Raw genomic sequence first — 14,069 nt, 5'->3', positions numbered from 1 at the left:
CGCGTCGCGCGACACGCCGCCCGGCCGGCCGGCCTTCACCGCGGCAGCGGCGACCGGGCCTGTCCCCCGGCGCGTCGCCGCCCTGCTCCACCGGCCGACGGGACACCGGCGATTGGCGCCGGCCATCGCCCTGGTCCTGCTCGTATGCGCCGGAGTCTCGTCCGGCGCCGCGGCGGCAGGGGCGATCAGTCTGCACACCAGCGTGGAGGTCGCCCAGGGCGAGGCCCGCGCGCGGCAGTAGGTCCTGGCCGGTCCCCGGTGCCACCGGGGTGGGTGCGGGGACCGTGGTGTGACCGAGGGCACAGGAACCCCCGGGGCGGTGCGGAGAGTAAGTGGTGTGAGGCATACAGAACTAGAGGATCCGATGCGGGCACGTATCCGCGCGGGCGACCGCTCCGCCTTCGCCGAGCTGTACGAGGAGCACGCGCGGACGGTCTACAACCACGCCCTGCGGCTGACCGGCGACTGGTCGGCGGCCGAGGAGGTCATGTCCGAGACGTTCCTCGCCGCCTGGCGCACCCGGGAGCGGCTGGAGCCGGACGGCGGGTCGCTCAGACCCTGGCTGCTCGGCATCGCGACACACAAGGTGCACAACGCCAACCGGAGCCGGCGCAGACGGCTCGCCTTCCTGGCCCACCGCCCGCCGCCGCCCGCGGTGGCGGACTTCGCCGAGGAGACCGCCGGCCGGATCGACGACGCCCGCACGCTCGCCGCGGTGCAGGATGCGCTGGGCCGGTTGCGCCGCCAGGAGCGCGAGGTGCTGGCGTTGTGCGTGTGGGCGGGTCTGGACTACCAGCAGACCGCGCAGGCACTCGGCATTCCCGTCGGCACCGTCAGGTCGCGGCTGTCACGCGCCCGCGCCAAGCTCGGCCGGCTCACCGAGGAGAACACGGAACCGCGGCGCGACCGCGGAGAGGTAGCGAGTGAGGCCGTGTTCGCGGCCCTGCCCCTACAGGAGGAAACCCGATGAGCCCGACCACTCCGACCGACCCGAACACTCCGAACGACCCCACCGACTCCGGTTCACGGACCGCCGAACCGGAGGCGGACGTCGCCGTGCTGGCCCGGCTGCTGCCGGAACTGCCCGAGCGGGACCTTCCGCCGGGCCGCCACCTCCACCACAGGAACGTGCTGCTGCGGCGGATCGACGCCGAACAGCGCACCGCACGGCCGCGCCGCCGGCTGACCCGCCCCGCGGTGGTGATGCCCGCCGTGGCGGCGGCACTGACTGCGGCTCTCGTCATCACACTGACTCCGCACAACGACCGCGCACCTGCGGCCGGTCCTGACACCGGGCGCGGCGCCACCGTCCTGCTCGGCCGGATCGCCGCCGCGTCCATGGAGACCGACACGAAAGCCGTGAAGGACAGTCAGTTCGTCTATGTCCAGAGCCTGGTCAGGTCGAACGAGGGAGTCCTCGACGGGCCGGTGAAGCTCGGCCCCGCGTACAAGCAGGAGGCCTGGCTGTCGCAGGACCCGGCCCCTGTCACCACCATCGGCTGGACCCGGGAGTCCGGCAAGGGCGCGACGATGCCGGACGAGGACGTCCCGATCGAGGCGTCGACCCCTGACGGCTCGGACGACACCGGCGCCGTGCCCGCGGGCATCGACCGTCCCACGTACAAGTGGCTGGCGTCCCTGCCCACCGACCCCGACGCGCTGCTCGCCCTGCTCCGCACCCAAGTCCGCCCGGCTGACGGGGAGACCGAGGACCAGGCCGTGTTCTTCAGGGCCGGCGATCTGCTGAGCCAGACGGTCATGCCGGCGGCGAACGCCGCCGCGTTCTACCGGGCCGTCGCGAAGATCCCCGGCGTGACGGAGATCCCCGACGCGGTCGACGCGGCGGGCCGCCACGGCATCGGTGTCACCCTCGACGACACCGGGACGGCGACACGCGACGAGTGGATCTTCGACAAGCACACGCTCGCCTTCCTCGGCTCACGCTCGTACCTGACGAAGGACCACAAGCCCGGCAAGGCCGATGTCCTGTTCGGCAGCCAGGCGATCCTGCGGCGCGCCGTGGTCGACCAGCACGGCATGGAGCCCGCCGACGCGAACAGCTGACCCGGGACGGCCGAACCTCCCGGGCCCGCGGTGGCGGCGCGTATCTCCTTGATCGTGGGGGAAAAGCGCCGCTGCCGTGAGTCCCACAGGCGCAGCACGACGTCGATGAACTCGTCGGCGCGCGCGTAGCGCTGCTCGTGGTCCGGGCTGACCCCGCCGCCGAACTGCTCGACGACGGTGGGGTTCTGGGGGGCGACGGAGTTCCAGCCGACCCGGCCGCCGCTGAGGTGGTCGAGCGTCGCGAAGCGACGCGCCAGCTCGTACGGCTCGTTGTACGTGGTCGAAGCGGTCCCGACGAGCCCGATCCGGTCCGTCACGCCCGCCATCAGCGCGAGTACGGTCGCCGTGTCGAGGGCGCCGCAGGGGCGCTCGGTGCCGACCTCCTGGTTGGTCATCTGCTCGGCGAGGAACAGCGCGTGGAGCTTGCCCGCCTCGGCGGTGCGGGCGATGTCCTTGTACATCGTGGCCGAGAGATGGTCGTCCGCGGCTCCGTCACGCGCCATCCAGGCGCCTGTGTGCATGCCGAGACCGTGCATGAGCGCTGCGGTCACGATCATCGAGGGACTTTTGCCGGTCATCGCACATCCTCCCGGGCCGGAAGGGTCCGGCCGTCGCGTCGTCGGTGGCGGAGCCGCTGGGCACTGCCCCGCGTTCACCGCCGTGTCCGACGCTAGGAGTGCGCGTGACCGGCCACCAGGGACGACTTCCTTAAGGGAGCGATTAGCAGAACTGCTGGGACGGCAGGCATGAACGGGCCCCGCCCGGGTTCGGCACGGTACGGACGCGGCTCAGCGCGCCAGATCGGCCACCGACGCCCGCAGTGCCTCGCGCAGGCGCGCCATCTGCTCCGTGCTGTACGTCCAGCTGTCGTACTCGTTCTGCAGCAGCAGCCGGCCGCCGAAGGTGGCCGCCCCGATCTTCGGCGGCATCCCGGGCGCGTTCGCCGTACCGCCGAAGCGAATCAGTCGCGTTCCGTCGGGGACCGGGTGGGCCGGGACGCGTCCGACGTTGGAGATGCCGTAGCTGACGACCGGGACCGGGACCGGCACACCACGGGCGCCTGCCCGCAGGGCGGCGAGCAGGAAGCGCTCCGGATCGCGCCGGGCGAGCGCTGCGGCGAACTGCCGCGCCACTTCCCGGCCGACCGTGTCGGGGTCGTCGTCGTGCGCGACGGTCACCGGTGTCTGCAGTCCGGTGATGCAGTTGAGCAGGGTGGACAGTGGCAGTTCCGGGGTCAGCCGGGTGCGCAGATCGACGCCGTGGCCGCACACCATCGGCAGTGGCCCGTGCTCCGGGGCGAGTTGGGCGCGTACGGCGGTGAGCACCAGGCCCGTCACGAGACTGTTGAGGGTGACGCCACGGGCGCGGGCCGCCGCCAGCACCGCGTCGGTGGTCTCCTTGCCGAACTCCAACCGGTCCACGACGAAGCGGTGTTCGGGCGCGGGACGGTCGGTGCCGCCGATGCCTTCGGTCGCCAGGGTCGCCGGTTTTCCGGCGTCGCCCGCGCCCTGCGCCAACGCGTCGACGAGCGCGTCGAGTTCGCTGTCCGGGAAGGCGCCGGACAGCCGGGTGTCGACGGCCTCGGGCAGTTCGTCGCGCCGCTCGGGTTCGGGGCGGGCGCCGGACGCCAAGGCGGTGTAGTACTGCCAGAACTCGTCCAGCAGCCCGAAGGCGGACCGGCCGTCGGCGACGCCGTGGTGGATCCCCAGGACGACCTGGCTGTGCTCACCCTCGGTGAGCAGCCAGGCGTGCAGCATGCTCTCGGTCCAGTCAGGACGGGAGTTGATCAGCTCGGCGAAGGGCGCGTCGATGCCGTCCAGCACGGTCAGCGGGGGTTGGACGTGCTCACGTACGCGCAGCAGGAGCCCGTCGTCCCCTGCCACCACCGTTGACCGCAGGGACGGGTGACGGATCGTCAGCATTTTCAGGGCCCGGGAGACCAGGGTGGGGTCCACGGTGCCGCGCACCAGGGACTCGACGTAGGCCGGCATGTCGTACAGCGGGAGCCCCGCGGCTCCCAGGTCGAGGAAGTAGACGCTCTCGAAAGGGGATATGGGGCGCTGACCGGTCATGTCGCACGGGCCTTCCGCATTCGGGATCAGGACGAGGTGGGCAGCTCGGGGTGCGCGCCCTTGCCCGGTCCTGTGTCCAGGTCGCGCAGGGCCGCGCCGAACTGTTCCGGGTCGAGCGGGGGCACCGGAAGCGGGCGGGCCGCGGCCGGGCGCAGCCCGTCCAGGACCAGGGCGAGGTAGCGGCGCCACGTGCCCGGCGCGGCGGGTACGGCCCTGCCGAGCGCGGCCAGCAGGAAGAGCAGATCCTCGACGGTGAGGTCGGCGCGTACCGTGCCCTGCCGCTGGGCGCGGCGCAGCAGCGTGTCGAGCGTGAGCCGGTTGCCCTCGCGGAGCGCGTCGAGCGTGGGGACGCCCTGGATGTCGGTGGTCAGCAGGTCGTTGGTGCCGCGCTCGGCGGCGAGCAGTCCGAAGACATGGTCCAGATAGGTGGTGAGCCCGGTCCAGGCCTCGGGTGCGGTGCGGGCCTCCTCGGCGGCCCGCAGGATCGCGGCGAGCGCGTCACGGAACACCGCCTCGACGAGTTCGGCCCGGCCGGGGAAGTGGCGGTAGAGAGTGGCGTTGCCGACGCCGGCCCTGCGTGCAATGTCGTCGAGGGGGGCGTCGATGCCGCGCTCCGCGTAGATCTCCCGGGCAGCGCCGATCAGTGTCTCGCGGTTGCGCCGGGCGTCCTTGCGCAGCGGCGGCTGCCGGCTGTCGTCGCTGACCATGAGCGGCACCCTAACACCAACCGTGGACTACTCCCCGTTTCGTTGCTAGGGTCGCCGCCAGACAACCGGGGGCATGTCCCCGTTTTCATTTTCCCGGGACCCGCACCTTCGACCAGGGAGAAGTGCCTGTGCGCGAGGAACGCCCATGCCCGTAGAGGCCTTCGACGATCTGTCCGCGCTCGGCCAGGAGTTCGTCGACGACCCGTACCCCGTCTACGCGGAACTGCGCAGCCGAGGGCCCGTGCACCGCGTGCGCACCGCGGCGTCCGGCGAGTTCTGGCTCGTCGTGGACCACGAGGTGGGCCGCGCCGCGCTGAGCGACCCGAGACTGTCGAACGACATCCGGCAGTCGGCCGACTGGGCGGACGACGGAGGGAACTCCATCGGGCTGAACATGGTGCAGACCGACCCGCCGCAGCACACGCGACTGCGGCAGCTCGTCGCCAAGGACTTCACCGCCCGGCGCATCGAGGCGCTGCGCCCGCGGGTGCGGAAGATTGCCGACGAGCTGGTGGACGGCCTGCTGGAGCGCGGACAAGCCGATCTGGTCGAGGCGTTCGCCCTGCCGCTGCCGCTCGCGGTGATCTGCGAACTGCTCGGGGTGCCTGCGGCCGACCGCAAGACGTTCCACGACTGGTACCTGGCGAGTACGGACTTCACCCGGCCCGAGGCCGCCGGCGCGGCGGCCGGGGCCATGACGGGCTATCTCGCCGAGCTGATCGCCGCCAAGCGCGAGGAGCCGGGCGAGGACCTGCTGAGCGCCCTCGCCCGCGCCATGGACGAGGACGAGGACCGCCTCTCCCCCGAGGAAATGCTGGGCATGGCCTTCCTGCTGCTGGTGGCCGGTTACGAGACGGCGGCCAACCTGCTCTCCAGCGGGGTGCTCGCGCTGCTGCGCCATCCCGGTCAGCTGGCGGCCCTGCGCGCCGACTGGTCGCTGCTGGACAACGCGGTGGAGGAGACGCTCCGGTACGAGGGGCCGGTGGAGACCACCGCGTTCCGCTACGCGAAGGAGAACCTGACGCTGGGCGGCACGCCCGTCGCGCGCGGCGACTCCGTGGCCGTGGTGCTGGCCGCCGCCTCGCGCGACCCCCGGCGGTTCGCCGAGCCCGACCGCTTCGACATCCGCCGCGCGGCGGGCGGGCATCTGGCGTTCGGCCACGGCATCCACCGCTGCCTGGGCGCGCCACTGGCCCGGCTGGAAGGCGCCGCGGCGTTCCGTACGCTGCTGGAGCGCTGCCCGGATCTCGCGCTGGACACGGACCCGGCCGCGCTGACCTGGCGCCCCGGCCTGATGCTGCGGGGGCTGCACCAGCTGCCGGTCACGGTGGGCTGACATGCCGTCAGCGCGGCTCCGGGATCATCGGCAGCGGACCGGCCGTCAGGCTCATCTGCGCCCGTGGCTTGATCCTGGTCCCCGGCACCGGGCGCAGCCGCCAGCGGGACGCGAGGGCGGCGAGCGCGAGGGTCGCCTCCGTCGTACCGAAGACGTCACCGATGCACTTGCGGCTGCCCGCCCCGAACGGCAGGTAGGAGCCACGGCTGACGTCCCCCGCGCGCTCGGGCAGCCACCGGTCCGGGTCGAAGGCCTCCGGGTCGGGGAAGAGCCCGGGGATGCGGTGGATGACGTACGGGCTGATCAGTACGTCGGCGCCGGCGGCCAGCCGACGGCCGCCGAGCTCGGTGTCCTCGGTGACCGTGCGGCTGTACATCCAGGCGGGCGGGTAGAGCCGCAGCGCCTCGGTGAAGACCCGCTGGGTGTGGGCGAGGTCCGGTACGTCGGCGTACGTGGGGGTCCGGCCCGCCAGCACCTCGTCGACCTCGGCGTGCAGCCGCGCCTCGGCGGCCGGGTTGACCGACAGCAGATGCCAGGCCCAGGTCAGCGCGCTGGCCGTGGTCTCCACGCCGGCCAGCAGCAGCGTCATGACCTGGTCGTGGACCTCCTGGTCCGACAGCCGGCCACCGCTCTCGTCGTCGCGGGCGGCCAGCAGCGCCGACAGCAGGTCGCCCCGGTCCTCGGCGGCCTGCCGGTAGTCCCCGACGATGCCGTTGATGAGCGCGTGCAGCCGGCTGAGCGCCCCTTCGAACTCGCGGTTCGCCGCCAGCGGCAGCCTGGCCAGCAGCCCGGTGGGATCGACGGCCCTGCGGTAGGCGCCCTCCACCACGAGCGGCAGGCTGCGCCGGACCTCGGCGACCGAGTGCGGCGCCATCTCGGTGGAGAACAGTGCGCGCGCCGTCACCCTGGCGGTCAGGCCCTGCATGGCGTCGCTGATGTCGAGCGGCTTGCCCGCCTGCCACGAGGCCGCGTGCGTCTCGCACTCCTCGTGCATGACCTCGGCGTACGTGGCGATGCGCGCGAGGTTGAACGCCGGCTGGACCATGCGCCGCTGGCGGCGGTGGTCGGCCCAGTCGGAGGTGATGAGTCCGTTGCCCAGGATGGGCCGCGCCTTCTCCTTGACCGGGCCGCCGGTGTCGTAGACCCGTGCGTTCAGGAGAACCTGCTGGACCAGCTCGGGATGGCAGGGCAGGTACGCGGCCTTGCTGCCGATCCGCAGCTCGACCAGGTCGCCGAGGGCGGGCAGCGAACTGAGGAATTCCAGCGGCCTGCGCCCCAGGAGCAGGGCGTGGCCGACGAGCGGGAGCCGGTGGGGCGCTGCGGCCACCCGCCAGTCGCGGGTGGCCGTGTCGCGGGGCGTCTTCATGCGTCGGGTGTCCTTCGGTCACGGGTGGCGGACGGTCGGGGGCGGGGGCGGGATCCGGTTCTGGTGCGCGCCCGCCGGCAAAGGGCTTCGCGGTCAGCGCCGTTCGCAGATCATGGGCAGCGGCCCCGGTTCGAGCGTGGCCTTCGGCTCCGGGCTGAGCCGGCTTCCCGGTACCGGCCGCAGCCGCCAACGGGCGGCGACGGTCGCGACGATGAGCGCCGTCTCGGTCAGGGCCAGTACGTCACCGATGCACTTGTGGCTGCCCGCCCCGAACGGCAGCAGCGCACCCCGCTGTACCTGTCCCGCCCGCTCGCCCTCCCAGCGCCCGGGGTCGAACGTCTCGGGGTCGGGGAACAGTTCGGGGTTGTGGTGCAGCGCGTAGGCGCTGTAGAGGATCATCGTCCCCTCGGACACGGCCTTTCCGCCGAGTTCGGTGTCCTGCGCCGCCACCCGCATCGCCATCCACGACGGCGGGTAGAGCCGCAGCGCCTCGGTGATGACGTTACGGGTGTAGGGCAGGGCCGGCAGGTCGTCGTAGACCGGGGTGCGCCCGCCGAGCGCCTCGTCCACCTCGGCGTGCAGCCGCTTCTCCACCTCGGGCAGGGTGCCCAGCAGGTGGAAGACGAACGCCAGTGTGGACGCGGTGGTCTCGCTGCCGGCGACGAGGAAGGTGACCACCTGGTCGAGCACCTGGTCCTCGGACAACTTCTCGCCGGTCTCGGGGTGTTCGGCGCGCAGCAGGGTGGAGAGCAGATCGCCGTGGTCGGCCTCGGAGCGGCGGCGGCCGATCATGTCGGCGACGATCTCGCGCAGCCGGGTGTTGGCGTGGTCGTAGGCGCGGTTGCCGGGGGTCGGCAGTTTCTCCATGATCCCCAGCGGTGCGACGGTGCGTTTGTAGATGCCGTGCGAGACGGTCCGCAGGCACTGCCTGGCCTCCTCGACGGTGGCCTCGTCGAGACCGGTGGAGAACAACGTCCGCGCCGCCACCCGCATCAGCAGGGCGTGCATCGCGTCCCCGATGTCCCGGGTCTCCCCCGGCTGCCAGCGGTCGGTGACCGTACGGGTGTCGTCGGCGACGGCGGTGGTGTAGGCGGCGATCTTGGTGGAGTGGAACGCGGGCTGGATCAAACGCCGTTGGGAGCGGTGCTCCTCACCGCGCGACACCGACAGGCTGTTGCCGAGGAGTTGCCGCGCCTTGTCGAAGACGCCTCCCTTGTCGAAGACGCGCGGATTGAGCAGCACCTGCCTGACCAGCTCCGGGTGGGCGGCGAGATAGACCCGGCTCGGACCGAGCCGTACCTCGACCAGGTCGCCGTGGGCGGGCAGCGAGGCGAGGAAGCCCAGCGGGTCACGCCACAGGGACAGCACATGCCCGAGCAGGGGCAGCGCGCCCGGGGCGGTGCCGGAGCGCCAGGCATTGTCCGCCGGGGCGGACTTCACGGATGTCATGGGACGGTCCCCCTAGTGGATGAGCGAGTTGACGTCGTTCACGGCCGCCCGGTAGCGCCGGTCGCGGGTGGTCCACACGAAGTTGCCGTGGACGAGGTCGAGCAGCACGTCACGGGTGACGTCGTCGAACGCCTTGATGCACTCGACGTCCTCGGTCATGTCGTCCAGCCGGTCCTGGAAGAAGCGCCGGAAGTCGCTCTCGTCCGCCACGTCGCACAGCCGGAAGCAGTTGGTTATCTGACCGAGCGCGTTCTCCCGGTCGTACGAGTAGAAGTCGTTGACGATGGCGAGGCCGCGCGTCGTCATCCGGGCGGCGAGGCCCGTCTTGGCGTGCTCGGTGAACTCGGGGTGCCGGTAGATCGGGTAGGACATCTTCATCCAGAAGTCCACACCGACGTCGGTGACCCGGAAGCGGAAGTACTGCTCGGGCGACGTGGTGCAGAGCACCCGCTTGACCGGCGAGTCACGGAACATGTGGTCGCTGGTGACGAAGGCGCGGGCGCCCTCGTACGCGAACGCCGCGTCCGTGCGGTCGTAGTAGCGCTCGCACACGGCCCGCAACTGCGGCAGGAAGAGGTCGAAGTCGTGCAGGTCGGGATCCATGTCGTCCCACACGAACGTCACGCAGTTGAGGACGCAGACGGCCTTGAACGCCTCCATGTCCTTGATGTGGCGGGCGCTCTGCGACCAGCGCACGACGTCCATGTACGAGATCCAGCGCTTGTCGGAGACGGTCTTGCCGAGCGGTGCGACGGCGCGGTTGCAGGCGTCGATGACCTCGCGCAGCTCGGCGTCGGTCAGCGCCACCTTCTGCTGGGGATGGTCGATGTGCCGGGAGAACAGTTCGGCGAACCGGTCGGTGGCTTCCTGCCGGTAGCGCGCCGTGCCGCCGGCGGCGGGTGCCGGCGCGGCCTGGTCCCGCGTGGCGGCGGCAGCGGTCAGGTCTGTGCTCATGAGTTCCTCCTGGTGGCCGTGCGCGCGAGGTGTTTGAGGTCGGCGGTGGCCCCCGGTGTGAGCGGGGCGGATTCGAGGGCGCGCAATGCCTGCCGGTAGCGGTCGTCGATCATGCGCTCCACGGCGTCCCTGGCTCCGGTGCGCGCGAACAGGGCTCGGATCTCCGCCGCGCCCGTCTCGTCGAGGAGCGGGTCGCCGATCAGGGTGCGCAGCCGGGCGGCCTGCGCCGGGTCGCAGGCCCGCAGGGCGAGCGCGACCAGGGTGGTGTTCTTGCCGGCCCGCAGATCGTCCAGGCGCGACTTGCCGGTGTCCGCGACATCCCCGTACACGCCCAGCATGTCGTCCCGGAGCTGGAACGCCTCGCCCAGCGGTATGGCGTAGGCGGTGCAGGCCGCCAGGGTCTCGGGACCCGCGCCCGCGAGGGCCGCCCCGACATGCAACGGGCGCTCGACCGTGTATTTGGCGGTCTTGTAGCGGTTGACCGTCAGGGTGGCGTCGACATCGTCGGAGAGTTCACCCGTCGCCCGCAGATCCAAATACTGCCCGAGCATCACTTCGGTGCGCATCTCGGTTATCAGCGGCAGCACACTCCCGTATTGCGCGGGGGTGAGTCCAGCCGTGTGCAGGAGTTCGTCGGACCAGGCGAAGGCGAGGTCACCCAGAAGCACAGCAGCGCTGAGCCCGAAACGCTCCGTGCGATCGTCCCCCTGTTTTCCGGCGAGCATTCTGTGGATGGTGGGACGGCCGCGTCGCGTATCGCTGTCGTCCATGATGTCGTCGTGAATGAGGGCGAACGCGTGGAACATTTCGAGTGAGGCGGCGACTTGCACGAGGGACGGGTTTTCGCTGTTCCCCCCGGCCCCTCTCCAGCCTGTCACACACAGCAGTGGACGAATGCGCTTCCCGCCTGCCAGGAATTCCGCGAAGTGGCCCAGCAGACGGCCCATCTGCGGTTCCTCCGCGTCGTTCTTCTTTCTCCTCAGGAAGTCTTCCAGGACGGTATTGACGGCGTCTTTCACCATTCCCGCTTCGCGCAGGGCGGGAGGCATGGTTGGCGTACTCATCTGCCTGTTTCGTCCCCCTCCGGGGTCTGCCACGTCGATTCCGCGCACGCCAAGGCCCGGGCCGTCGCGCGCCGTTGCGCGCCGGATCTCGTCGGGCCGGGTGCGGGGTGGGGTGTACGGGGCGCGTCTGCCGGGTCGAGCCTCAGGACACGAGGTCGACGCGCAGCTCACTGAGGCCGCGGATGTTGACCTGCCGGCGCCATACGACGTCCTCGGAGGACAGGGTGATGTCGCGGTAGCGGCTGACGAGTTCGGTGAAGACCAGCCGGGCCTCGGTCTTCGCGAGCATCGCGCCGATGCAGTAGTGCGGGCCGCCGCCGAAGGACAGCGGACGCACGTCCTTCCGGGACAGGTCGAGCCGGTCGGGGTCCTGGTAGCGCAGCGGGTCGCGGTTGGCCGCGCCGAGCAGGATCATCACCTTGGAGCCGGCCGGGACGGTCGTGCCCGCGATCTCGATGTCGTCGGTGGTGATACGCGCCACGAGCTGGATCGGCGCGTCGTAGCGCAGCAGTTCGTCGATGCCGTCCTGGACGAGACCGGGGTCGGCGCGCAGCGCCCGCAGCTGGTCAGGGTGGTGCAGCAGGCCCAGCATGCCGTTGCCGATGAGGTTGACGGTCGTCTCGTGGCCGCCCATGAAGAACATCATGACGTTGGCGATGATCTCGTCGTCGGTGAGCCTCTGACCGTCGAACTCGGCCAGCAGCAGCCGGGAGAGGATGTCGTCCTGCGGGTCGGCGCGCCGCCTGGCCAGATGCTCGGCGATGTAGGCGCCGAACTCCTTCGCCGCGTCGTTCATGGCCGTACGGGTGGTCTCGTCGACAGCCGGATCGATGACGTGCCCCAGCGCGTCGGTCCACTTCCGGCACAGGTCGCTGTCCTCCACCGGCAGCCCGCCGAGCCCGCAGAAGACCGTGACCGGCACCTGTGCGGCGAGCGAGCCGATCAGATCGATGTCCCGGCCGCCGCCCATGTCGTCCATGATCCGGTGCACGATGCCGGCGATCCTGGGCGCGGTCTCCCGTACCGCCCGTGCGGTGAACACCGGATTGGCCAGGCCGCGCAGCCTGCGATGCGCCTCCCCGTCCCGCATCAGCATCCAGTCGCGGGTGGCCTCGACGATCGGGCTGTCCGGTCCGCCGCGCTGTTCGGCCCATCTGGGGTCCTGCGGGTACTCGCTGCTCAACTGAGGTCTGCGGATGAGCGACTCGACTTCGTCGTACCCCGAGACGACCCAATGCCCATAAGGCGTGCGATGGACAGGCTCCGCCTCGCGAAGTCGCCGGTAGAGCGGATATGGGTCATTTCGTAGGCGTGGATCGCGCGCATTGAACAGAGGCGCGTCCTCTGCTGGCTTCATAGCCCATTCCCCCAGCTCTTGACTGTCCGACAGGGACCGCCGGTCATTGCGGTCCCCGAACTCGGTACCGAATACTAGGCACATGACAACCACGGACGACAAGAGTGCCAGGACCCACTACCTGGATTTGTACGTGACGTGACATCCGTCACTGCCGCGCGGGCCCCCTTACTCCCTGGACAGACTCGACAACGGAGTATTACGTTCGAGGAGTTGGACCGAAAGACCGATCGGCGCTACGGGGGCGACAGTGCGGCGTACCGCTTTCCACGACGACCATGAGGCGTTCCGTGCTGTACTGCGGGACTTCATCGCGGCAGAGATCACGCCCGTGTATCACGGGTGGGAGACCGCAGGCCGGGTCCCCCGTGATTTTTACCTGAAACTGGGCAAGCTCGGTATTCTCGGTTTCGGTGTTCCCGAGGAGTACGGGGGCGCCGGCCGGACGAGCTTCAAGTACAACGCCGTCATGGCGGAGGAGTGTGCGCGGGCCGGGGTCACCTTCGGTGGCGCCAGTGCCCATTTGGCGCTTCCCGCGACTTTCGTCAAATACACGACGGACGAGCAGAAGAAGCGCTGGCTGCCCGCCTTCACCACCGGCGAGATGATGACGGCCATCGCCATCACGGAGCCGGGTGCCGGCTCCGACGTCGCGGGGCTGAGTGCCACGGCCGAGCCGACCGAGGACGGCGCGCACTACCTGCTGAGCGGCGTCAAGTCGTTCGTCTCCGGGGGCGCCCAGGCCGATCTGGTGCTTGTCGCCTGCCGCACCTCCGGCGCCGGGCGGGACGACAGGCGCGGCGGTCTGTCACTGCTGGCCGTCGACACCCGCTCCGCCGGTGTCACCGTCAGCTCGGAGCCGGCCACCCTCGGGCTGCGCTCGTCGGACATCGTCGAGATGACGTTCACCGACGTGCAGGTCCCCGCGGAGAACGTCGTCGGCGGGCCCGGCAACGGCTTCGCCTGCCTGGCGGACATCTTCCCGCAGGAGCGGCTGGGCATCGCCGTCGGCGCGTACGCCCACGCCGCTGCGGCGGTGCGTTTCGCGAGCGAGTACGTGCGCGAGCGCACCGCGTTCGGCAAGCCGCTCGCCGCCTTCCAGAACACCAAGTTCGTACTGGCCGACTGCAAGGCCGACGTCGACGCCCTGCAGGCGGTCGCCGACCGGGCGCTCGACGCCTTCGACGCCGGGGAGTTGACGGCGGACGAGGCCGCTTCAGCCAAGCTGTTCTGTACGGAGACCGCGACCCGGGTCGTCGACAAGTGCCTTCAGCTGCACGGCGGTTACGGGTTCATGATGGAGTATCCCGTCGCCCGGCTCTACGCGGACAACCGGGCGAGCAGGATCTTCGGTGGCACGAGCGAGATCATGCGCACGATCGTGGCCAAGTCGATGGGTCTGTGAACCGCGCGATGATGGAGCCGTGTCGAGCGACCCGGACGAGATCGAACTGAGCCTGCGCGAACTTCGCGAGATCACGGGCTACGCGGCGGACTGCGCGAGCAGGGTGCTGTCCCTCTACGAGCGGGCCGTGCCCACCGACCCGCGCCCGCGCGAGGCGATCGAAGCGGCGCGTGCCTTCGCGGAGGGCGGCCGGCGTACGGCCGCTCTGCGGCAGTGCGGGTGGGCGGCGTTCAAGGCGGCAGGAGAAGCGGCGGCCTCACCTGCGGCGGACTCGTCCGCGGCGGCCGAGGCGGCG

12 protein-coding genes and 2 pseudogenes are annotated in these 14,069 nt (G+C 70.9%); 6 read left to right on the top strand and 8 right to left on the bottom strand.

All coding sequences use genetic code 11. From position 1 onward, the window contains the following. The 3 genes and pseudogenes from HY68_RS45590 to HY68_RS44165 form a co-directional block, all read left to right on the top strand. Positions 1-241, top strand: a pseudogene (locus HY68_RS45590) (M56 family peptidase); the annotation flags it as partial. A gap of 123 nt (positions 242-364) precedes the next feature. Continuing rightward, on the top strand, positions 365-970 hold the full coding sequence (locus tag HY68_RS28120) for an RNA polymerase sigma factor (RefSeq protein ID WP_041994001.1): 606 nt from the start codon (positions 365-367) through the stop codon (positions 968-970). Then, a complete protein-coding gene (locus tag HY68_RS44165; protein ID WP_198533358.1) occupies positions 967-2,064 on the top strand; it encodes a CU044_5270 family protein in 1,098 nt (365 codons plus the stop codon). Before HY68_RS28120 ends, HY68_RS44165 begins: the two co-directional genes overlap by 4 nt. Here the strand turns inward: HY68_RS44165 and HY68_RS45585 are convergent. The 3 genes and pseudogenes from HY68_RS45585 to HY68_RS42285 form a co-directional block, all read right to left on the bottom strand. Further along, positions 2,049-2,525: pseudogene (locus HY68_RS45585) on the bottom strand (LLM class flavin-dependent oxidoreductase); the annotation flags it as partial. The gene HY68_RS44165 and the pseudogene HY68_RS45585 overlap by 16 nt on opposite strands. A gap of 327 nt (positions 2,526-2,852) precedes the next feature. Next, positions 2,853-4,136: a hypothetical protein gene (locus HY68_RS42290; RefSeq protein ID WP_041993998.1), complete on the bottom strand. Its 1,284-nt coding sequence runs from the start codon at positions 4,134-4,136 to the stop codon at positions 2,853-2,855. A 26-nt stretch (positions 4,137-4,162) separates the two neighbouring features. After that, a complete protein-coding gene (locus HY68_RS42285) occupies positions 4,163-4,843 on the bottom strand; it encodes a TetR/AcrR family transcriptional regulator (RefSeq protein WP_041997394.1) in 681 nt (226 codons plus the stop codon). 145 nt (positions 4,844-4,988) lie between these two features. Here HY68_RS42285 and HY68_RS28100 point away from each other — a divergent pair, with 145 nt between their 5' ends. After that, positions 4,989-6,179, top strand: coding sequence for a cytochrome P450 (locus HY68_RS28100; RefSeq protein WP_041993994.1), 1,191 nt, complete (start codon positions 4,989-4,991; stop codon positions 6,177-6,179). A 7-nt stretch (positions 6,180-6,186) separates the two neighbouring features. Here HY68_RS28100 and HY68_RS28095 read toward each other — a convergent pair whose 3' ends face one another. The 5 genes from HY68_RS28095 to HY68_RS28075 all read right to left on the bottom strand — a co-directional run bounded on the left by HY68_RS28095 (position 6,187) and on the right by HY68_RS28075 (position 12,195). Beyond that, positions 6,187-7,545, bottom strand: a complete 1,359-nt coding sequence (locus tag HY68_RS28095; RefSeq protein ID WP_041993991.1) for a cytochrome P450 — start codon at positions 7,543-7,545, stop codon at positions 6,187-6,189. Positions 7,546-7,638: 93 nt separating this feature from the next. Continuing rightward, the gene (locus tag HY68_RS28090; protein WP_041993988.1) at positions 7,639-8,994 is read right to left on the bottom strand and encodes a cytochrome P450; all 1,356 of its coding nucleotides are present in this window, start codon (positions 8,992-8,994) and stop codon (positions 7,639-7,641) included. Between the two features lie 12 nt (positions 8,995-9,006). Then, positions 9,007-9,948, bottom strand: a complete 942-nt coding sequence (locus HY68_RS28085) for a hypothetical protein (RefSeq protein ID WP_041993985.1) — start codon at positions 9,946-9,948, stop codon at positions 9,007-9,009. Then, a complete protein-coding gene (locus tag HY68_RS28080) occupies positions 9,945-11,045 on the bottom strand; it encodes a polyprenyl synthetase family protein (protein ID WP_241778702.1) in 1,101 nt (366 codons plus the stop codon). The genes HY68_RS28085 and HY68_RS28080 overlap by 4 nt, the downstream gene beginning before the upstream one ends. Before the next feature lie 109 nt (positions 11,046-11,154). After that, on the bottom strand, positions 11,155-12,195 hold the full coding sequence (locus tag HY68_RS28075) for a cytochrome P450 (protein WP_052457205.1): 1,041 nt from the start codon (positions 12,193-12,195) through the stop codon (positions 11,155-11,157). 424 nt (positions 12,196-12,619) lie between these two features. Here HY68_RS28075 and HY68_RS28070 point away from each other — a divergent pair, with 424 nt between their 5' ends. Together HY68_RS28070 and HY68_RS44160 are read left to right on the top strand one after the other, a co-directional pair. Then, the gene (locus HY68_RS28070; protein WP_041993976.1) at positions 12,620-13,774 is read left to right on the top strand and encodes an acyl-CoA dehydrogenase family protein; all 1,155 of its coding nucleotides are present in this window, start codon (positions 12,620-12,622) and stop codon (positions 13,772-13,774) included. A 19-nt stretch (positions 13,775-13,793) separates the two neighbouring features. Then, the coding region (locus tag HY68_RS44160; protein WP_347560619.1) for a putative immunity protein at positions 13,794-14,069 on the top strand (276 nt) is incomplete at its 3' end.

This window comes from Streptomyces sp. AcH 505, from assembly GCF_000818175.1.
GTDB lineage: Bacteria > Actinomycetota > Actinomycetes > Streptomycetales > Streptomycetaceae > Streptomyces.
Note: the sequence above shows the minus strand (reverse complement) of the source record. Positions and strands in the feature narration are given on the sequence as shown.